Below are 19,221 nucleotides of genomic sequence, written 5' to 3'. Positions count from 1 at the left end.
ACCCCTTGAATCCTAGAATCCTCTCCACTGGTCTAGTCTTCAACATCCAGGAGTATTCGGTCCACGACGGTCCAGGGATCCGGACAACTGTCTTCCTCAAGGGCTGTCCCTTGCGTTGTCAGTGGTGCGCGAACCCCGAGGGCCAGTCGCCGCACGCAGAAGTGCTTCACGTCCGGAGCCGGTGCCGCCATTGCGGAACGTGCATCGCGAGCTGTCCGCAGCAGGCAATTGCCGTGGGCCCCGACGGCTATCCCCGGTTCCGTCGTGAGGCGTGCGCTTCGTGCGAGACGCGGGACTGCGTCCGAGCCTGCGCTGCGCAGGCCATCAGGGTCGCAGGCGAGCGTTGGTCGCCCAAGGCCCTGTGTGAACGGGTGTCCAGTCAGATCCGGTTCTTTCGCAACTCGGGAGGCGGTGTAACCCTGTCCGGCGGCGAACCGCTGGCCCAGCCGGACTTCGTCAATGTGTTTCTTGACCAGTGTGAGCGAGCCGGCCTGAAAGTCGGGGTCGAAACCTGCGGCCTGTGGGACTGGAGCCGTCTGGAAAGTACGGTCGAGCGGCTGGATTTCGTCTACTACGACCTGAAGTGTGTGTCGGCCGACCTCCATCGGCAACTCACCGGCCGCGACAACCGGTTGATCCTAAGCAACCTTCGGCGCTTGGCCCGGACCAGGGTGAATGTCATTGTGAGCTATCCGGTTGTGCCCGGGGTCAATACCGCCGACGAAGAGCCTGCCGCTGTGGCGGGCCTGTGCCGGGAACTGGGCATCTGCGCGGCGCGGCTGCTTCCCTACCATGCCTTCGGCGCGGCGAAGTACGAGGAGCTGGACCGCGAGTACCGGATGGAACACGTCCGCTTGCCTTTTCCTGAAGAACTGGAAACCATACGGTCTGAGTTTGCCGGTCGCGGCATCGAGTGCGCTGTTGGTTGACCCCCGCTGGCAGCCTGACTAGACTCTCTGCGCAAACCCTAAGGAGATAATATGAAGAAGCTGGTCCTTGTCGGTATTACCCTTTTTGTCCTGGCGGCCGTCGCCCAGACGTTCCACGAGGGCAAGTACGTGACCGCGCCGTATCCGCCGCTCATGCCGGGCGACTCGACCCACGACTTCGACGTTCGATTCTACCGTGCGGACGTCAAACTGCCGATGACGTCCGGAGCGATGACTGCGCGCGCGCGTATCGACCTGACGCCGCGCCACGACAACTTCGACACGTTCAGCCTGCACATGGACAGCCTGGTCTGCGACTCGGTGCGTCGAGCCGGCAATACCTGTACGTTTACGACCCCCGCCGGCTTGTTGCACATCACTCTTGACCGCTCGTTTTCCAATGGTGAATCGCTGACTGTCGATATCTACTACCATCGGAACTCCGGCAGCTTTTATCAAGGGTTCTACTGGTATGCGAAGGGTTCTTCAGGCATCCCGCACGCCATCTGTTACTCGACGACTGAGCCCTCCGACGCACGGTACTGGATACCGTGCTTTGATGAGCCGTGGGACAAGGCCGAGCGCGGCTGCCAGATCAACGTCACCACTCCTGATTCGATGAGCGCCTGCTCCAACGGTATCCGGGACAGCGTCACGACTTCGGGCGGCCTGAGGACGTGCTGGTGGACTGAGCATTACCCGATATCAACGTACCTGATGACGTTCGCCGCCTCACGCTGGACCAGCTTCAAGCAGTGGTTCCCGACGAGTCCGGGTGAATCGCTCTACATGCAGCACTTCAACTGGCCCGAGGATTCGGCTTCTGCGGTCAATGCGTACGCGCATACCGTTGACATGATAACCTTCTTCGAGGACTCGTCGCGCTACGGCCCCTATCCCTTCGAGAAATACGGGATGGTCGAGGCTTACCCATTCCAGTGGGGCGGGATGGAGAACCAGACCATGACAATGGTTCACAGGCAGTGGGTTCTCTACGGCGACGACAACGGCATCAGCCACGAGATGTCTCACCAATGGTGGGGAGACCACGTCACCTGTCTTGACTGGCGGAACATCTGGCTCAATGAAGGGTTCGCCACCAATTCGGCCGACCTGTATACGTGGCATTCCTCCGGGTTGTCCGCGTTCTACAGCAGCATCGACAACGAGGCCCAGGAGTACTTCTCCGAAGAGGACGCTGGTCCGCGCCCCGTGTACAACCCGCCGTATCCGGACCATGTCTTCGACGTGGGTCACACCTACGACAAGGCCGCCTGGGTGCAGCACATGCTGCGGTATGTTGAGGGAGACACAATCTGGTCCCAGCCAGGCATTTTCTTCAGGTCCATGCGGGCATACGGCGACAGCTTCGCTTATGGCAACGCCAGCACCGCTGACTACGAGCGCGTCCACGAACACATGACCGGTCTGAACCTGAGCTGGTTCTTCAATGAATGGATCTATGACATGGGCTACCCCATCTACTCCCTCGGATGGGAGGGACGCCAGAACGGCGGCGGCTGGGAGGTAGTGCTCCAGCTCACGCAGAACAACAGCAGCGGAGCGCCGGCAGTATTCCACATGCCGGTGGAGGTGAAGGTGAACTGGTCGGGCGACAGCGCCACATTCCGCTATGACGTGACGACCAGCCCACAACAGAACGTATTCGCGGTCGGTGGGCAGCCGACCAGCGTCACGTTCAACCCGAACGACTGGATTCTCTGCCAGAGCAGCACACACGTCGGGATTGCGCAGGGGCCGTCCGTACCGTACCGCACTGCACTGCGCCTGACCGGGTCGAATCCGTCAGTGGGACCGGTGCGGCTGGCCTACGATCTCGGGTCTGCTGCGCCGGTGCGCATAGACATCTACGACGGCAGCGGTCGACTCACCAGGACCCTGTTTGAAGGTCAGAGATCGGCTGGACGCTACTCGGCAACCTGGGACCGGAGAGCGAGCGACGGTCATACCGTCCCTGCCGGCGCCTACTTCTGCCGCCTGAGCACGGGCAGCGAAAGCCGGACCGTGCGGTTGGTGCTGGCCGGCTGATAGCAGGCTAGAGTCTGGAACGGGATCGAGGGATAGAGGGAGCGAGTGCCCGGACTTGCACTCTCTATCCCTTGGTCCCTCTGTCCCTTTTCCTGTAGTTACTCGTTGTCGGAGATGAGCTCGATGGCGATGCCTTCGGCTTCGAGCCGCTTACGCAGCCTGCCCGCAACTCTCTCACCTTGGAACTGGTGCCAGCGATGGAGTTCGCGTGGCTCGTTCTTGAGCACGGTACGAAACCGGCGGTACACACCGGGGCCGTCAAGCGCGGCCTCAAGTTCGGCACGGAGTTCCAGCCGACTGACCGTACGAGCAAACTCGACCATGGAGTCGTAGCCGAAGCGGCCGGCCTGTGGAGCCAGACGCAGGTAGCGTTTTGGGGACTGCCGGATTTCAGCCAGAATCTGGTCGCGGTTGAATCCGAACGCGGGAATTACCTCGCCGGTTTCGGTGTTCAGGTAGTGAGTCGTGCCCGGTACGCGATTCTCCATTGCGAACAGGAGGTCCCGGGTCGAAACTCGGAGTACACGCACGCGCTATTCTATTCCCGCCGTCCTGCCAGTCAATCGACACGAAGTGCGGCTGAGGCGATGACCAACCGCAGATTACGCAGATGGCGCAGATTCCGGTTCCCTTCCTCTACTGCAAACTGGCAACTGGTAACTGGTCACTCGCGGCGCTGCCGCCGCGCCTAGCGCCAGCGGAAGATCTCGCCCGGATAGAAGTAGAACAGGTTGTCGCGCAGTTCGAGCCAGCCGGGAACGCCGTTTCGCGTGAACCGGCAGACCGGACCTGAGACGTACCTCGCGTCGTCCTGCAGCGGCAACAGCCGCCACTCGCCGTCATCCAGCGCGGCGAAGCTCTGCGACGGGCCGGATGGCCGCGCACCAGGCACAAAATAGCCGTACCCGACCAGCGTGTCGCCGACATTGAAGAGCGTGAGTTCGCCGGCCGGCAGGACGCGGGTCTTTGAGAACCACTCCTGCCAGGGGAACGGATTGTCGGTGAGAAAGAGCGAGTCCTGCCTGGGCCAGTACAGGGCCTTGTATGCACTCGGTCTGAGAGTCGGGTAGATGCTGGCGACGACCGGGAGTTCTCCCGGGTAGTCCGCGAGCCTGGCCGAGCCCAGTAACTCCATGCGAACGTCGGCTCCCGGGTTGACGCTGACAGAGCACGGTCCGCATGACACAAGCCCGGTTCCGGTCATCCGATACAACCGGAGCAACCGCTTCGTCTTGGCAGTATCCTGCCGCGACAACTCCATGGTTGCTACCTCGGGCAGGCTGTCGCCGTTCACGTCGCAGACTGCTCCCGCCTCGACCCACGCGCCGCCCATGCCGTAGACAGTCGCTGTGGCTGTGTCGTTTCCGAAGCGGAGAACCGTGCACGAATCAGCGGTGAAGAGAAGCAGCTCGCTCAGGCCGTCGCCGTCGATGTCTCCTGCGGTCCAGGACGTGCCAGCTATCTCGGAAGCCGAGGAGCTGGTGCAGTTGAACGGGTCGCTCTGCCACACGGTTCTGAAGCTCGTTCCGCCTAACCGGAGCAGGGCCAGCCGGCGCAGGTCCAGAACCGTCTTTGCCCGTCCGGGTCCGCGCGACAGCTCCAACCGGCCAAGGTCCTGAACGACTAGGACATCGTCGGAGTCGCCTCTTGTGAATCGACCGGCGCTGATGGCAATCGCGTTCTCAAGCGGACATCGACCCAATACAATAGGGGATTGGGCGGCGGCAAACCCTACGAGCAGAAGACCAAGAAGGAGTGCGCGAATAATCTAGGATACCGATTAGGGCCGGCAGTGTCAAATTCGCCCCCCCATGTGGACCGACCGCCTTTGCATGCGGAGAAGGCACCGGAAATGGATCCATGGGCCAGGCTCGGGATGCGTCAAGCACCCAGCCGGGGAAGCAAGCACAACTACTCAAGAACTGGCTACTTAAATCAATCCATGCTGGGCCAGTACTCACTAAAGTTAATGTTGACATTAAGAAAGTTAATATTATCTGCAACTTTTCATTGACTTTCAGCGTCAAAGGGCTATGATTACAGGCATGAGCAAAAGCCGGATGACGAAAGCCGAAACCTTCCTAACGGCTGCGACTGGACCATGCCTGCGAGGACCGGCACAACAAAGACCGAGCAACAAGGAGTATTCGATGATGAAGGTGCTGTCCGTGGTGATAGCTGCGACGCTGTTCGTGGCCTTACTGGCCGGCGTGACTCGGGCTGTTGCGAATGCCCGGGCTGCCGCAAGGGAACAGGGCATGATGCCCGAGGTCGTGGTCAGGGCCGAGATGCCGAGGTTGGTGATGCCCACTGTGGAAGTGCGGGCATATCGGAATCGGAGCGTCGCGATGAACAATTCCGGCGCGAACATTGACTAGGAGTGAGACGATGGCACGAAAAGGACTAGTTTCCCGATGTCCGGTCTGCGAATCGGACATGGCTGTATCGGAGTTGACCTGCGAGTCGTGCGGGACATCAGTGCGGGGCCGGTTTCGAGTGCCCGACCTCTGCCGCCTGCCCGACGACCTGTACCAGTTCCTGCTGGTCTTTGTGAAAAACCGCGGGGTCATCCGCGACGTGGAAAAGGAACTGGGCATCTCGTATCCGACGGTGCGGTCACGCCTGGACGCGGTCCTGTCCGCGCTCGGGTTCTCCGAGAGCGTGGGCAAGGCCGACAACGCGCAGGTCATCGAGATGCTCGAACGCGGCGAGATTACGCCGGAAGAGGCGGAGAAGATGCTGCGCGGAGGCGAAGGAATGAAGACTGAGGACTGAGAAATGAGGACGAAAGACAGAGGACGAACATGAGTGATGAGAGAGACAGGATTCTGAAACTGCTGGAAGACGGCAAGATTACCGCGGACCAGGCCACGCGCCTGATCGAGGCGCTGGGGTCGCAGAGCGCCGGGCCTGAGTTCAGCCGAGGACCGCACGGTCCGTTCGGAGTGGAGCGGCACTTCCGCGTGCGCGGCGGGCACCGGGACTTCGGGCGGATTCCCGACATCGTGGCCACCGCGGTCGCGTCCGCAATGAAGTCGGGGTTCGAGCCGGGAGAGGAACGAAGCACCGACTTCCCGGGCAAACGCCACCTGCTCGTGAAGAGCGTGAGCGGCGACCTCGACGTGGCCCGCGGCGACGAGGACAAGGTGGCGGTCAGCTACACCGGCGGAATGGTCAAGGTGCGCACGAGCGGCGACCAGGTGGTCGTCCGGACCATGGCCGGCGACGTTTCCGCGACCGTGCCGGCTGACGGCCGGCTGGAGCTTGAAGTCGTGTCCGGCGACGTGTCGGTGAACGACGGCAGCGCGCGCATCGAGGTGAGGACGGTTTCCGGTGACGTGGACATCGACCAATCGACCGGAGGTATCCAGGTGAAGACGGTCTCCGGCGACGTGGACCTCGACGGCGTCAGCGGTAGCGTCGAGGTCGAAACCCGGTCCGGAGACATTGAACTCGGCGCCACCGGCCCGATTTCAGGCAGCCTGGAGTCGGTGAGTGGTGATGTCACCGTGGATCTGCCCGAGGATGCGGACCTCGTGCTTGAGCTCGCGACCGAGGAAGACGGCGACATTCACGTGGACGACGACCTTCCGCACGAAGTGCTGGAAGAGCACGACGAGTACATGAAGCTCAAGCTCGGCGCGGGCAGCAGGACCTTGAAGGTCACCACCAAGATCGGCGACATCGAGATAGGTCGGGCGGAGGAGAAGTAGGACGTGAAGCGCGCAGGGGCTGGATGCAAGACGAGAGACCTGAGAAGTGAGAAGGTAGAGGGCAGGACCAATGGACACAGGAGGAACGCATGATACGGACGATCATCTGGGGACTGATAATCATGGCAATCGGGTTTTGGATATGGCTGGCCAAGCTCGGCAAGATTACGTCGGGCATCGTGTTCAGTCGCGACTGGCCGGTTATCATCATCATCATCGGTTTGCTCACCGTGGGCGAAGGCGTCTCATGGATCATCCGGCGCGGGAGGCGAGGATGAAGCGAACCATCTGGTGGGGCGCAGTGCTGGTGGTCGTCGGGCTGTGGATATGGCTTTCCGCGCTCGGCGTTCCCTACATCGCCTTCAGCCGCAACTGGCCGCTCCTGATAGTGGGGTTCGGCATCTACGTCATCGTTCGCCGGATACAGCGACACCGGCGCTGGCACCGCAAGAGCGCCTCGGACGTCATCACAGAACTTGAATCGGGCAAGATCGACGTGGACAAGGCGGTTGACGAAATCAAGAGGAACCGATGAGCGACGAACAGGACCGGGTCCTGAAGCTGCTCGAAGAAAAGAAGATAACGGCCGAAGAGGCGGCGAAACTGCTCGATGCCATCAAACGCGGCGACAGCGGTGGAGGCCAGCGCAACCGGTTCCTCAAGGTCCGGGTTTTCCCACGGGGCTCGGACCGGGCCAAGGTCAACGTAACCCTGCCCATCGGCCTCGTGAAGTGGGGAATGAACTTCATCCCGAGCGAGGCCAGGGCCAAGATCGAAGAGCAGGAAATCGATTTGAGGATGATCACGGACGCGCTGGAAAAGGGCATCACCGGCAAGATCGTCGACGTGGACGAAGACGAGCACGGCAACCACGTCGAAATCTGGCTCGAATAGCTGACGGCTCCGACCCGAACAATAGCGACGATGGGCGGCACTGCCGCCCATCTGTTTTCAGGCAGGCTCCGGCTTCTTACCGAACGCCGAACTCGGTCGTGACCGTGACGGTCACGTCCTTCTGGCGGGTCGAGGTGTTGTAGATGCCGTAGTCGGAGACCTCGGTCGAATAAGGTTCGGTGATCTGGAAAACGCCGGCCCTGGCCGAGCGCATGGCGCCGATGCCGGCCCCGGAGTTCTTCGCGATTTCTACTGCCCGCTGTCTCGCGTCACGCGCGGCCTCGGCCAGCAGTTCTTTCTTGATGTCGGGCAGCCTGGAGAAGTAGTACTCCAGCGCGGACGACTGGAGCGCTACGCCCCGCAGGAACATCTCGTCGGGATTGAGCGCGAGCTTCTCGACCGTGGCAATGTCCTTCGATATCACATACACGCTCTGGCTGAAGCTGTACCCGGTGCTATTGCCGTTGTTGTCGGTGACGGGGGTCCGATTGATGGGCTGCACCGATATCTCGGAGTCGCCGATGCCGGCTGCTTTCAACGCCGCCATCAGCGCCTTGAATGCCTTCCTGGTGTCGGGATAGCCCGCGCTCGCGTCTCCCAACCCGGTGTTCCGGCCGACCGACACCCGCCACTTCACGATGTCCGAATCGTACCGCTTGGTGGCCGCGCCAACCACGCGGATGGTGTTGTCCTGAGCCCGCGCGCGATAGAAGAAGTTCCCAAATACTGCGGCTCCGGCCACGAAACTCAGTCCGAGAATAGCGGCGACGACTGTTCGCATGCGACAATATAGCCGCAGCCGCGACATTGTAAAGGGCCTCAGCGCGGAGGAGACGCGGCTGATCTGCAATCGACAATCTGGGGAATCGGAATTGGTTGCCCGTCTGGCGACGCCGGCACGATTTCTGCGATTGCCGTCGGTCTTGTGTCGCTGACCGCATCTTTCCGATTGCCAGCCGGCGGCTGCGCTTCTCGTCGCGGCCGTTTCGGAGGATCGGGCGATGGCTCATTCGCCAGCCCGGCTCCGAGCGATGGTCTGTCAACGATGCTGGTGCCCGGACGCCAGACGGGAAGACAGGAGCCGAGCCGGATCCCTGCTTCCCGCTGGTTTCACGCTGCACCGCCACTACCAACCGAACGCGCGGACTACAGCTTCCGGCGTTTCGTACCTGCCGTCCGGCAGGTGTCCGTTCATCCAGTGCCCGTCCTCGGTCGAGAAGTCCGACATCCGGTTGCAGGCCTGTTTGATGTCTTCGGCGGTCGCAGGGTACTTGACATGGTTGCGGATGTGCTCGTCTGCATTCTTTCGGTCCACTGCGATCGCCTCCTCCGTGCCTCATGGTCCGGCGGCCAACCGCCGGCTGCGAATGGTCCAATCGGCAGGAGGCCGCCCGAGGCGCTGGGCCGGCCTTCCAGCCAAGCGGCGCGGAAGACTCCTGTCATTTGTGTCTCCACCGATGCCGGGCGCGCCCGGCTTGCCGGTGCTGACGAGCCAGTAGTCCTGGGCCCATCCCATTTCCTGACGGTCCAGCCGAACGCCTACTTGTAGAACTCGGTAGTTCGTTCCGGCTTGCCGGCCGGCATTGCCCGCGTCAGTCACGGGCTGCCGGCCGGCAGGGTGAGCGTCTCAGTCCGCTTGCCGAGTAAGTTGCAGGTCGCAGTCACGCTGAGGTGGTCGCCTGGTTTCGCACCCGGGACGGGGCACTTCATGTCCAGTTCCTGGCTGTTCGTCTGGCGGGAGAACTGCCGCACCAAGATCACTGAGTCATTCAACATCACCGCGACCTTGGCTATGTGGTGTGCTGCGGGGTAGAACGTCGGGTGGTGAACCGCGATTGCGAGCATTCCGGTTGAGTCGCTGTATGCGAGCCGGATGCGGTCGGGCGGCGTAGCCTTCGCGATACCAACAAATAGCAGTAGGAGTGCGGCAGCGAGAAATATGGTCCGGGCGGGAGCTCCGGACATCTCTCACTTCCCCGAACCGGTGCTGCCCGGCTTTGGCATCGGTGCGTACGCCGCCACCTTGTCAATAACAACAGCCCGTTCGCGGCCACGTTGGATGATCTTGCCTGTAACCTGTACCTCTTGTTCACAGTAGTTCATGAGACGGGCGTTGTCGGCCGGACCCGACGGCATCGTCTGAGTGACCGGATAGTAGATATAGCCGGAATCGTTGACCAGGACAAGCGGTTCGCCGGCTTGGGCGCACGCCTGCGCGCACTCGGCATGGTTCGTGCCATGTTCGCCCTTTCCAATCCAGCAACTCAGGTCCGAAACCCGGGCTACGAGCTGGACGTTTGCGGTTTCCCGGCCCGCGAACGACACGGGCTTTTCCGGCTCCGGAGCCGTGGCAACGGTGTCAATAACGATGCCACGTTCCTGTCCACGTTTTATGACCCTGCCGGTGACCGTGACACGCTGTTCGGCGAACGGGATCAGCTTCGCGTTATTCTCCTTCGGGCTGGCGGGCGCAGTCAGCATCACCGGGTAGATGACCGTGCCGCGGTCGGTCAGGATAACAAGGGGCGTGCCCATGTTGGCACAGGCCACTGCGCACTGCTGATGTTTCTCCCCGCGGGCGCCCAGTCCCAGCCAGCAACTCGCGTCCACGACCCAGCCGGTAACCGAGTTGACCACCGCTCCGGTGTCCTCCACGGCAATACCGCCACACATTCCGCCGACGTTCCCGGCTTCGGTATCGACGTTGTTGTCAGCCGGCGCTGTAGCCTCCTCGGCGTGCAGTGCGCCGGTCCAAGCCAGCAACGCCAGCGCGATCACTCCTATCACCATCGGTTTTGCGTTAATCATGGTATCTCCTTTGGTACGCAGTCCCCGGACACGTCAGACCTTCTTCTTCAGGTCGAAGGTCGTCTCTCGGAAGTGATGCCGCTCCTGCTCGCGCAGCCACAATTCGGGCAGAAGCGGTTGCCACGTCCAGCGACTCCGGACCGGCTGGAAACCATCAATCACCAGGCTGGCTGCCTCCAACACGGTGACTGCCGCCGGAGGGCGGGCTCTTTCTCTGGTCATTTCTCATCCGTCCCCGGCATGAGACAACTCATGGCGCCGCCGACAGCGACCTCGCCAATCGGCAGGGCCGGTCAGGCAGGCTCTCTTTCTCGGGTTGATGTTCAGGCGACTCAATTACGGCTCCACTCTACTGCACGAATCGCCTGTTCCGGGGTCTCATAGACTCCTGGCGGGATGTGCTTGCTTATCCATTCCCGGTCCTCGGCCGTGAAGCGGATCATGTTATCACACAGTTCGCAGATGCCTTCGGCCGTGATCGGGTAGGTGATGTCTCGATGGAAGTGTTCTTCGGCCTGCTGTCGATTCACGGTGATTATCTCCTCTTGCAGCCTACCGGGCAAAGGCCCGGCCAATTGTCAGGCAGGAGGCCGACCCGAGGCGCTGGGCCGGCCTTCCTGCCTTGGGGCGCGGAAGCCTTATGTCGCTTGCATGTGCAGATGTCGATGGTTCTAGTCCGCACCCCGTCCGAGTCTGTGCGTCAAATCCGAGCCTCATCTATGGCCTGCCATTCCATTCAGCGACCTGGCCGCCGTCGCGGCTGCACGGGTAGTGGCTTGATGTCTCTCGATCGGCGATGTCTCGTGGTAGGTACTCGATGCTGCGAGCTTGATCCCCGGCCTGGCTCCCATTGCGGCCATTTCCCGGGGATTGAGCCAGGCCTGTCCGCGTTCTACGTCTTCGTGGCTTTCAACGCTGAGCGATGCCGACGTTCCCTCATGCCCCAGCCATACCGTGTGGCCGGGTCTCAGCCCGAGCCGGCTCACGGTTTCCGGATGCAGACACACCCATCCGTAGCCTGCCTGCTCGGAAGCGCGAACGAGGAGACTTCGGGTAGTTGCATAGCGTCGGGCGGCAGCCGGATGCCAGTTTTCGAGTTCGGCCTCGATATTCGCGCGCAGCGAGCCGGTATCCTGGTCTGGGACCGGGGCGACGCTGTCCACGATTCCGGAGATCATGTACGCAGGCACGCCGGCCCGCGTCAGTGATCGCGCGAGTTTGGCCTGGTCGTACGTCTCGCGACGACCATCACGTTTCACGATTTCGAACAAGACTTCTCCTTTTGCGCATCCAAATCTCCGACATACCATGCAGGCTTCGTGCCGAGTTCAACGCTTTGGATCCTGGCACGACTGGTGCACATCGACTGCTGAGGAAAGAGACCCATACTCCCAGGGAAGGCGAGTAGAAACAGGGCCACCAGTGGGCGCGGGGCTTTCAGTGGGCCCCGCGCTCTTTGTTTATGGCAGAAGAACCTGCCGCACAGGCCCGGGACCATGGTTTGTGGCCGGCAGGACCGCCGCTATTAGTAACTCTTCGTGTGACTTTTCGCGCCGGTTATCGACGAATGTATCAGATGATCAGGGAGTCGAGAGTCGGGAGTAGGGAGTGGGGAGTAGCGGATTATGTCGTGACAGCGGCCCTACGGACTACCGCCAGAATCACCTGCCATGTTACCCTGCAAGTCATCCTGCGAGTCGCGCTGAGAGTCACCTTGAGAGTAGCGCGGCAGGTAGCGGTGGAAATCGCGGTCGGAGTGGCACTGTCAGTCGCGTTCCAGGTCGCCGTCCGAGAGGCCCTGCAAGTCGTCGTGCGAGTTGCCCCGAGAATCCCCGTCCGAATCGCCCTCGGAGTCCCTTTCCCGGCGACTTTGGGAACCACCTCCTGAACCGTTCCCCGGGTGACCCCCACCGTGACCTGCGCAGCGACCTCAACCTCTGCTGATTCGGCCTCTTATCCCCTGTTCGTGCCATTGACCCGCATGAGTCTTATTCGTATCATGCGGACAACATGAGCCAGTCGAAAGAGATGTTCAGATTCACGCCCGAGATGGGGCTGAGGTTGCGCGGAGGCATGACCCAGCAGGAACTGGCCGTACTCATGGGCAGGCAAGGGAAAGGCAACCATCAGCTCATCGGCAAGGTCGAACTCGGCAAAGCCCCCTACCCTTCTCTCGGTTTCGTGGCCGATTATCTGCGGGCCTGCAAGGCTTCGTTCAACGACATCACCGACCTGCTCAACGCCTACACCTCGCAGCCAACCGTGGGCACAAGCTCAAGCCCAAGCTGCAGGAAGCGGATAATTCAGAATCCAGAAACCAGAGAAAAGAATCCAGAATTGACCAGACCAGGGACTGGGAACCGGAGGCTGGGAGCCGACGTGAACCGCAGATTCAGGAACCGAGTAATCCAGAATTCAGGATCCAGAGTTGACGAGAAACTCGAAGCTCGAAGTCCGGATGACGACTCAAGCTTGAAAGTCCCTATGACGACCGGACTCATTCGGTATTGGCCACGGCGCCCCTGTCGGACAGTGCGGACTTCAATCGTCATTGGCCTCCGCAGTCCCTGTCCGACAGTGCGTGGCCGACTATCTCGGATTGTTGAAGTCGGGTTCTAAGAATGGTAGGAGGCAGGCTGGAGGCCTTGGTGCCTGCCTCCTCATGGGGCGATCGGAAGCTAATTCATCGGCTGCGAACCATGCGCAGTCGCTGTTGTAGTCCTGGTACGTTTGGTCGGGCGTCGGCCGTGTCGGTTTGCGGGCAGTGCCCGGGGACGGATACCAGGAACCGGACAATTCAGATTCCAGAATCCAGAGTCCGGAATCCAGAGTTGACCAGAGGAGCAGCCGAGATCTGGCGACGGTCGGGAGAGCTCTCGGTCGAAGCGCTCAGCGCAGAGTATCATCTCTGCTTTGTTCCTTTGAGATCACGCTGTGGAGACTACCGAGTAACGATGGCGACTGCCTCTGACGAAAGACGCGCGTACTACCGGGGAGCGACTTAGCTTCTCGTAGGCGCTCACCGGCACATTGTGATAGAGGTAGGCGCCATCGCGCGGGAACTCAAGAATGAGGATCTTTGACTTCGGGTGGTAGGCGACAGAGCACAGGCAACCCTCAGCCACGCTCTGCCTCGTCTCCGACTGCCGGTTCAGGCTCACGGCAGCTCCATCGGCACCAGCCAGTCATGCCGTTCTGCCATCCAGCCATCCGAGGCGCCAGCGCCGGCGTCAACCTGCCGGCCTTGAGAGCCATCAGCCCGACCACGGTTTTTGTCATCGGATAGCCGCCCCCCAGAGCGTAGAGCCGTGTCCGTCGACCGCGGGTGATGGTCTTCCGCGGAAAACGGGCTGTACCTGTATCGTTCTGCAAGTCTTGACATTTCTCTCTCCTTTATTCCGTCCCAGGACTGGTTTTCATGCCGGTCTCCTGTCGTCTGGCTGCCGGGATGGCGGGCGCGGTGCCACCCCGGCAGCTTTCGAAGAGCCCGGGTTCGCAGACGAACTTTGTGTATTTGCTGTGCGCCGGCAGTTGGAAACTGTCAGCCGCGTACCCGGATGCCCTCTTCCACTCGTAGCGTTCCGCTCCATCCGCGTACTGATATGCAACTGACGTGCCCGAGAAGATGATGTCCAGCCTGGGTGCGCTTTTCTCACGCAGCGAACGCCTCTACAAAGGCTGGCACAGGGTAGCTTGCCAGCACCAGATGATACTGTCAGACTGTCACAGCAGACGTTACAGTCTCAGCACTTTCTTCAGGCATGTTACACAACCGTGACCCATTCTTCCTTGGCGTCGTTAGGCATGTTTGTTGCATGGAATGTTACACTTACTGGCTTGACTCGAACCCATTCTTGGCTGTACACTGTCAACGATTTCAGCCAACTGTGCTTTGGGTCGCAGATGACAACACTGTGGGGCGCGGAAATCAGCCTAGGAATCGAATTCCCGGCGGCCAAGGCCGGGCGTTTGCGTTTTGCCTTGCTCCGAGAGGAGCCCGGAATCCGAACCCGAAGTAACCGCAGATGTCGCAGATGACGCAGATGGCCCGGACAGGACATCCACAGATTCAGCAGATTACGCAGATCCAAAGTAGTCAGAACCCCGGCGCCGTCCGACGGGGAGCGCCGAGCTCAACCCCTGAACCCGTGAACCACGTTCTCTCGACCACTGGGCCACTTGACGACTATGTCGCCCACTCTTCATCCGCCACTGGATCACTAAACCACTGGACCACTTGACCACTATTCTTCCTCGCAAGTCCGGCCCCGGTCGAGCCAGGCTGAATTCTGCCCGTTCAGTCGGCTGGCTCTCAATTGCCGTCGTCTCCGCAATCAGCGTCCTGCGGCTGGTGGGCGGCCCGTTGCACATGACATTGCTCACCAGCGTTGCGTCCTCTTGGGTCGAGATGAAGCCCATCACGATGGTCTGCTTCCTCTTCAGCGCGGGCGCGCTGACGCTCATCTATCTGGGGTCCGCAGGCCGTCGCCGGAACATCGGCGCGATGCTCTTGGGCGGAATGGTGGTCGTGGTCGGCCTCGCTACAATCGTGGACTACGTGAGCCAACTGGTCGTGGGCCAGCCGTCGGTCGTGATCGATTCCTCATTACTGAATCTGTTCCTCGCCTCGCAGACGAGGATGGCTCTGATGACTGCGGTCATTTTCACCCTGGTTGGGTTCGCCCTCATTCTACTGGCCTTCGGTAGCCGTCGGTCCGCTCACGTCGCTCACATGCTTGCGTTCCCGGCTGCAATCGTCAGTTATGTAGCCCCGCTCAGCTACCTCCTCGGGGTTCAGTCCATGAGCGCCGTGCTGGGCACGCCCATGGCGCTGAACACGGGTATTGCCTTCTGTTTCCTCTGTCTGGCGGTCTTCGCGTCCCGAACGGATACCTGGCTGATGGCGGCGCTTACCGGTGACGGGGTTGGAGCGTTCATGGCCCGAAGGTTGCTTCCCGCGCTTATGGCTGCACCGGTGGTCATCGGCTGGCTGAGGCTGCAGGGCGAGAGAAGCGGGCTGTTCAGTTCCGAGGTGGGGGTGGCGCTGGTTGCGGCCACCTATACTGTCGTCTTTGTAGTGCTTGTCTGGCTCGCGGCCCGGGCGGCCAACCGGACCGACGCGCACCGCCGGGGGGCCGAGCTCGCGATTCGGGAAAGCGAGGAGCGGCTGCGGCGCACCACCAGCCTGCTTGAAGCAGTGACCACCGGCACCGAGGTTATCGTCGCGGCAGTAGATACCGACTTCCGTTACCTCTTCTTCAATCAGGCGTACCGGGAGGAGATAGAGCGTCTCGGCGGCATGGGCCTTGCGGTCGGCGCGAGCATGAGAGACGTCTTCGCTCACATGCCGGAGCTGCAGCGAGCAGCCATCGAGAACTGGGGCCGGACACTGACGGGCGACGTTCGGGGAACGTACCGGATGGAGTTCGGAGACCTTGGCCGCTACCGGCGCACGTACAGCGCGCGGCAGACGCTGATTCGGGATGGGCAGGGCGCAATCGTGGCCGCGGGCGAGGTCGCATCCGACATCACCGAGCAGGTGAAGGCCGAGGAGGCGCTGCGCCGGAACGAAGCGACCATGCGGGGGATACTGGATGCCACCAGGGAGTCCATCTGGCTTTTCAGCGCTGAGGGGGTCGTGCTTCAGGCCAACGCCATGGCCCTTACGCGCTTCGGCAAGGCCAGCCCGGAGGTCGTCGGCAAGTCAATGGAGGAGATTCTGTCGCCGGAGTTGGCCAGGTTGCGCCGGGCCCGGCTACAGGAGGTGGTCGAGGCAGCCCGGCCGGTGGAGTTCGAGGACGAGCGGGCCGGAATGCAGTTTCGGCACAGCTTCTACCCGGTCACGGATGCTGAGGGGCGGGTGACAGCAGTCGTGAGTTTCAGTCGTGACATCACCGAGAGCAAACGGGCCGAGCAGGCTTTGCGCGATTCCGAAGGCAAGTTCCGCATCGTCGCGGACAACACCTACGACTTCGAGTTCTGGCTCGACCCCGACGGCAAGTACGTCTACGTCTCGCCGTCCTGCGAGCGGATTACCGGGTACAAGCCGGCGGAGTTCCTCGCCGACCCCGAGCTCCGGTTCAGAATAGCGCATCCGGAAGACCGGCAGATGCTCGTAGACCACGTCCGGAGCGCCGAGCGGGACGAGCCCGGCCTGCTGGACCACCGCATCATTCACCGCGACGGCAGCGTCCGCTGGATTGGGCACGTATGCCAGCCGATCTACGGCTCAGACGGCCGGTTCCTCGGCACCCGAGGGTCGAACCGCGACATCACCGAGCGCAAGGTGGCCGAGGAAGCGCTGCGCCGCAGCCGCGAGCGGCAGGCGATTCTTGCCGACACTGCAGCCGCGCTGCTGGCAACGAGCCGACCCCATGAATTGGTCGAGCAGTTGTGCCGGCGAGTGATGGAGCATCTGGATTGCCAGGTCTTCGTCAATTTCCTCGTTGATGAGCCGTCGCACCGGCTGCGGTTGAACGCCTGTGCCGGTGTGCCGCCGACGAAAGTCAAGCTCCTCGAGTGGCTCGATTTCGGCCAGGCGGTCTGCGGCGCGGTCGCCGAGAGCGGCGCGCCGATAGCGGTCGACCACATCCAGTCCGTTCCCGACCCGCGCGCGACGCTCGTCAAGTCGCTCGGAGCCGACGCCTATTGCTGCCATCCGCTGCTGTCGAAGGGGAAGGTCATCGGCACTCTCTCCTTCGGTGCGACCACCCGCCCCGTCTTCTCGGACGAAGACCGGGCGATGATGAAGGCGGTCTCGGACCTTGTCTCGATGGCGATGGAGCACGTCCTCAGCGAGAAGACGTTGCGGGAGAACGAAGAGCGACTCCGCAAGCTGTACTCCGCAATGTCAGAGGGCATGGCGCTGCACCGGATGGTCTACGACGAGTCGGGCAAGGCGACCGACTACCGCATCCTCGACGTCAACCCGTCGTTCGAGGCGATCACCGGCATCGGCCGCGACAAGGCGGTCGGCCGGCTCGCATCCGAGCTTTATGGCACCGGCAGCCCGCCATACATCGATATCTACGCGAAAGTGGCGGCAACCTCCGAGCCGGCCGAGTTCGAGACCGAGTTCGCGCCGATGGCCAAGTGCTTCCACATCTCCGTATTCTCGCCGGGCAAGGATGCCTTCGCCACCGTCTTCACCGATATCACCGAGCGGAAGCAGGCGGAACGGAGACTGACCGAACAGGCGCTGATGCTGGCCAGCGCCAACGATGCGATTATCGGCTATGACACGGATTACCACGTTATGTTCTGGAACCGGTCGGCCGAGGTAATGTACGGCTACAGCGAAGCCGAGGCCCTGGGCAGGGCCAGCACCGATCTCTTTCATCCGGTTTACGTCGGCGCTACCCGCGAGCAGATGGTCGAGCGCATCGCCGCCGATGGGCATGCTGAGGTGGAGTCACTGCGGACGACGCGCGATGGCCGGCAGCTTTCGGTGGAGGCCCACGTCATCGTCCTGCGTGACGAGCAGGGCCTGACCACAGGCTACGTGTCGGTTGACCGCGACATCACCGAGCGGAAGCGGGCCGAAGCGGAACTGCGCGAGGCGAAGGAGACGCTCGAGGTCAAGGTCAAGGAGCGGACGGCTGAGCTCACGGACGAGATCGAGGAGCGAAAGCGGGCCGAGCAGCGCCTGACCGCTGCCTCGCAGTACGCCCGCAGCCTGATTGAGTCGTCGCTCGACCCGTTGGTGACCATCAACGCGGAAGGCCGGATTACCGACGTGAACGAGGCCACGGTCAAGGCTACGGGCGCCACCCGCGTCGAGCTCGTCGGCACGGACTTCTGCGAGTACTTCACCGAACCCGAGAAGGCCGGTCAGGGTTACCGGCGGGTCTTTGCCGAGGGACTAGTCACCGACTATCCATTGACCATCCGTCACCGCGACGGTCATCTGACCGACGTGCTCTACAACGCGAGCGTGTACCGGGACGCTGCGGGCGTTGTCACCGGCGTGTTTGCCGCTGCCCGGGACGTCACCGCCCGAAAGCGAGCCGAGGAAGCGCTGCGGAAGGCCTACGACACCCTGGAGGTCAGGGTTGCGGAACGGACGGCCGAATTGAAGCGATCCAACGAGGAACTGGAGCAGTTTGCCTATGTCGCTTCTCACGACCTGCAGGAGCCGCTGCGGATGGTGGCGAGCTATGTGCAACTACTCGGGCAACGCTACAAAGGGCAGCTCGACGAGAAGGCTGATAAGTATATCGCTTTCGCCTCGGGCGGGGCTGTCCGGATGCACCAACTGGTGAATGACCTTCTGGCATTCTCACGGGTGGGGACCCGGGCCGCGCCGCTGGCGCCCGTCATCCTTGACCGGGTGGTCGCGCAGGCCCGGGAGAATCTGACGATAGCCATCGAGCAGTCAGGTGCGGCCATCACGGTCAGCCGCCTGCCCACGGTATCCGGCGACGAGACCCAGCTCGTCCAGCTCTTCCAGAATCTCATGGATAACGCCATCAAGTTTCGGAGCAAGCAGCCGCCGAAGGTGTCGGTTTCCTGTCACGATGCCGGTAACAAGTGGCAGTTCGAGGTCCGGGACAACGGCATCGGCATTGACCCGAAGCAAGGTGACCGCATCTTCCGTCTGTTCCAGCGGCTGCACACGCAAGAGGAGTATTCCGGTACCGGCATCGGGCTCGCAGTCTGCAAGAAGATCGTCGAAAGGCACGGGGGGAGCATTCGCGTGGAGTCCGAGCCGGGCAAGGGCTCTGCCTTTATCTTCACGCTGCCCAAGAGGGACGAGGCCGAGGCTAAGGTTGAGGTTAGGCCTGAAGAACCGGGAACAAGGAACAAGGAACCAGGAACCAAGAACTAAG

General features: G+C 61.8%; 20 protein-coding genes. 10 read left to right on the top strand and 10 right to left on the bottom strand.

The features are described 5' to 3' along the window. The first annotated feature begins 5 nt into the window (after positions 1 to 5). Positions 6 to 929 carry a glycyl-radical enzyme activating protein gene (locus VMH22_05605; GenBank protein HTW91167.1) on the top strand — a complete coding sequence of 308 codons (924 nt, stop codon included), beginning with the start codon at positions 6 to 8 and terminating at the stop codon, positions 927 to 929. A 51-nt stretch (positions 930 to 980) separates the two neighbouring features. After that, positions 981 to 2,978: a M1 family aminopeptidase gene (locus tag VMH22_05600; protein ID HTW91166.1), complete on the top strand. Its 1,998-nt coding sequence runs from the start codon at positions 981 to 983 to the stop codon at positions 2,976 to 2,978. 98 nt (positions 2,979 to 3,076) lie between these two features. Here the strand turns inward: VMH22_05600 and VMH22_05595 are convergent, their stop codons facing one another. Next, the gene (locus VMH22_05595) at positions 3,077 to 3,508 is read right to left on the bottom strand and encodes a UPF0158 family protein (protein ID HTW91165.1); all 432 of its coding nucleotides are present in this window, start codon (positions 3,506 to 3,508) and stop codon (positions 3,077 to 3,079) included. A gap of 158 nt (positions 3,509 to 3,666) precedes the next feature. Beyond that, complete coding sequence (locus VMH22_05590) at positions 3,667 to 4,680, bottom strand: VCBS repeat-containing protein (protein ID HTW91164.1); 1,014 nt, start codon at positions 4,678 to 4,680, stop codon at positions 3,667 to 3,669. 448 nt (positions 4,681 to 5,128) lie between these two features. Between VMH22_05590 and VMH22_05585 the strand changes: the two genes are divergently transcribed. From VMH22_05585 to VMH22_05560, 6 genes are all read left to right on the top strand, one after another. After that, the gene (locus tag VMH22_05585) at positions 5,129 to 5,356 is read left to right on the top strand and encodes a hypothetical protein (protein ID HTW91163.1); all 228 of its coding nucleotides are present in this window, start codon (positions 5,129 to 5,131) and stop codon (positions 5,354 to 5,356) included. Between the two features lie 10 nt (positions 5,357 to 5,366). Beyond that, positions 5,367 to 5,753 (top strand): DUF2089 domain-containing protein, encoded by a 387-nt coding sequence (locus VMH22_05580; protein ID HTW91162.1) that lies wholly within the window; start codon positions 5,367 to 5,369, stop codon positions 5,751 to 5,753. A gap of 29 nt (positions 5,754 to 5,782) precedes the next feature. Continuing rightward, positions 5,783 to 6,691: a DUF4097 family beta strand repeat-containing protein gene (locus VMH22_05575; protein HTW91161.1), complete on the top strand. Its 909-nt coding sequence runs from the start codon at positions 5,783 to 5,785 to the stop codon at positions 6,689 to 6,691. 89 nt (positions 6,692 to 6,780) lie between these two features. Further along, complete coding sequence (locus VMH22_05570) at positions 6,781 to 6,969, top strand: hypothetical protein (GenBank protein ID HTW91160.1); 189 nt, start codon at positions 6,781 to 6,783, stop codon at positions 6,967 to 6,969. Then, complete coding sequence (locus tag VMH22_05565) at positions 6,966 to 7,226, top strand: hypothetical protein (protein HTW91159.1); 261 nt, start codon at positions 6,966 to 6,968, stop codon at positions 7,224 to 7,226. The genes VMH22_05570 and VMH22_05565 overlap by 4 nt, the downstream gene beginning before the upstream one ends. Beyond that, positions 7,223 to 7,585, top strand: coding sequence for a hypothetical protein (locus VMH22_05560; GenBank protein HTW91158.1), 363 nt, complete (start codon positions 7,223 to 7,225; stop codon positions 7,583 to 7,585). The genes VMH22_05565 and VMH22_05560 overlap by 4 nt, the downstream gene beginning before the upstream one ends. A 76-nt stretch (positions 7,586 to 7,661) precedes the next feature. On the opposite strand, the gene VMH22_05555 is transcribed toward VMH22_05560, so the two are convergent. The 7 genes from VMH22_05555 to VMH22_05525 all read right to left on the bottom strand — a co-directional run bounded on the left by VMH22_05555 (position 7,662) and on the right by VMH22_05525 (position 11,664). Next, on the bottom strand, positions 7,662 to 8,366 hold the full coding sequence (locus VMH22_05555; protein HTW91157.1) for an SIMPL domain-containing protein: 705 nt from the start codon (positions 8,364 to 8,366) through the stop codon (positions 7,662 to 7,664). A gap of 345 nt (positions 8,367 to 8,711) precedes the next feature. Next, entirely contained in the window at positions 8,712 to 8,900 is a 189-nt protein-coding gene (locus VMH22_05550) for a hypothetical protein (GenBank protein ID HTW91156.1), read from the bottom strand. A gap of 281 nt (positions 8,901 to 9,181) precedes the next feature. Next, positions 9,182 to 9,550, bottom strand: coding sequence for a hypothetical protein (locus VMH22_05545; GenBank protein ID HTW91155.1), 369 nt, complete (start codon positions 9,548 to 9,550; stop codon positions 9,182 to 9,184). Between the two features lie 3 nt (positions 9,551 to 9,553). Then, a complete protein-coding gene (locus tag VMH22_05540) occupies positions 9,554 to 10,393 on the bottom strand; it encodes a hypothetical protein (protein HTW91154.1) in 840 nt (279 codons plus the stop codon). A 33-nt stretch (positions 10,394 to 10,426) separates the two neighbouring features. Beyond that, complete coding sequence (locus VMH22_05535) at positions 10,427 to 10,615, bottom strand: hypothetical protein (GenBank protein ID HTW91153.1); 189 nt, start codon at positions 10,613 to 10,615, stop codon at positions 10,427 to 10,429. 110 nt (positions 10,616 to 10,725) lie between these two features. Then, positions 10,726 to 10,956, bottom strand: a complete 231-nt coding sequence (locus VMH22_05530; protein ID HTW91152.1) for a hypothetical protein — start codon at positions 10,954 to 10,956, stop codon at positions 10,726 to 10,728. A gap of 150 nt (positions 10,957 to 11,106) precedes the next feature. Next, positions 11,107 to 11,664, bottom strand: coding sequence for a hypothetical protein (locus VMH22_05525; protein ID HTW91151.1), 558 nt, complete (start codon positions 11,662 to 11,664; stop codon positions 11,107 to 11,109). A 739-nt stretch (positions 11,665 to 12,403) separates the two neighbouring features. On the opposite strand from VMH22_05525, the gene VMH22_05520 reads away from it, so the two are divergent. Next, positions 12,404 to 13,012: a helix-turn-helix transcriptional regulator gene (locus VMH22_05520; GenBank protein HTW91150.1), complete on the top strand. Its 609-nt coding sequence runs from the start codon at positions 12,404 to 12,406 to the stop codon at positions 13,010 to 13,012. A 308-nt stretch (positions 13,013 to 13,320) separates the two neighbouring features. Here VMH22_05520 and VMH22_05515 read toward each other — a convergent pair whose 3' ends face one another. After that, positions 13,321 to 13,554: a KTSC domain-containing protein gene (locus VMH22_05515; protein HTW91149.1), complete on the bottom strand. Its 234-nt coding sequence runs from the start codon at positions 13,552 to 13,554 to the stop codon at positions 13,321 to 13,323. 1,247 nt (positions 13,555 to 14,801) lie between these two features. On the opposite strand from VMH22_05515, the gene VMH22_05510 reads away from it, so the two are divergent. After that, positions 14,802 to 19,220: a PAS domain S-box protein gene (locus VMH22_05510; protein ID HTW91148.1), complete on the top strand. Its 4,419-nt coding sequence runs from the start codon at positions 14,802 to 14,804 to the stop codon at positions 19,218 to 19,220. The last annotated feature ends 1 nt before the right edge of the window (position 19,221 follow it).

The organism is bacterium, assembly GCA_035505375.1.
Taxonomy (GTDB): domain Bacteria; phylum Hydrothermota; class Tepidihabitantia; order Tepidihabitantales; family Tepidihabitantaceae; genus UBA2258.
The sequence above is the reverse complement of the archived record's forward strand: the minus strand, read 5'-3'. Positions and strand labels throughout refer to the sequence as shown.

What these genes read in the sequence shown, in the direction of transcription:
- VMH22_05600 (HTW91166.1), top strand. Translation starts at nt 981, where the DNA reads ATGAAGAAGCTGGTCCTTGTCGGTATTACCCTTTTTGTCCTGGCGGCC.
- VMH22_05585 (HTW91163.1), top strand. Translation starts at nt 5,129, where the DNA reads ATGATGAAGGTGCTGTCCGTGGTGATAGCTGCGACGCTGTTCGTGGCC.
- VMH22_05580 (HTW91162.1), top strand. Translation starts at nt 5,367, where the DNA reads ATGGCACGAAAAGGACTAGTTTCCCGATGTCCGGTCTGCGAATCGGAC.
- VMH22_05575 (HTW91161.1), top strand. Translation starts at nt 5,783, where the DNA reads ATGAGTGATGAGAGAGACAGGATTCTGAAACTGCTGGAAGACGGCAAG.
- VMH22_05570 (HTW91160.1), top strand. Translation starts at nt 6,781, where the DNA reads ATGATACGGACGATCATCTGGGGACTGATAATCATGGCAATCGGGTTT.
- VMH22_05565 (HTW91159.1), top strand. Translation starts at nt 6,966, where the DNA reads ATGAAGCGAACCATCTGGTGGGGCGCAGTGCTGGTGGTCGTCGGGCTG.
- VMH22_05560 (HTW91158.1), top strand. Translation starts at nt 7,223, where the DNA reads ATGAGCGACGAACAGGACCGGGTCCTGAAGCTGCTCGAAGAAAAGAAG.
- VMH22_05555 (HTW91157.1), bottom strand. Translation starts at nt 8,366, where the DNA reads ATGCGAACAGTCGTCGCCGCTATTCTCGGACTGAGTTTCGTGGCCGGA.
- VMH22_05545 (HTW91155.1), bottom strand. Translation starts at nt 9,550, where the DNA reads ATGTCCGGAGCTCCCGCCCGGACCATATTTCTCGCTGCCGCACTCCTA.
- VMH22_05540 (HTW91154.1), bottom strand. Translation starts at nt 10,393, where the DNA reads ATGATTAACGCAAAACCGATGGTGATAGGAGTGATCGCGCTGGCGTTG.
- VMH22_05535 (HTW91153.1), bottom strand. Translation starts at nt 10,615, where the DNA reads ATGACCAGAGAAAGAGCCCGCCCTCCGGCGGCAGTCACCGTGTTGGAG.
- VMH22_05520 (HTW91150.1), top strand. Translation starts at nt 12,404, where the DNA reads ATGAGCCAGTCGAAAGAGATGTTCAGATTCACGCCCGAGATGGGGCTG.
- VMH22_05510 (HTW91148.1), top strand. Translation starts at nt 14,802, where the DNA reads ATGAAGCCCATCACGATGGTCTGCTTCCTCTTCAGCGCGGGCGCGCTG.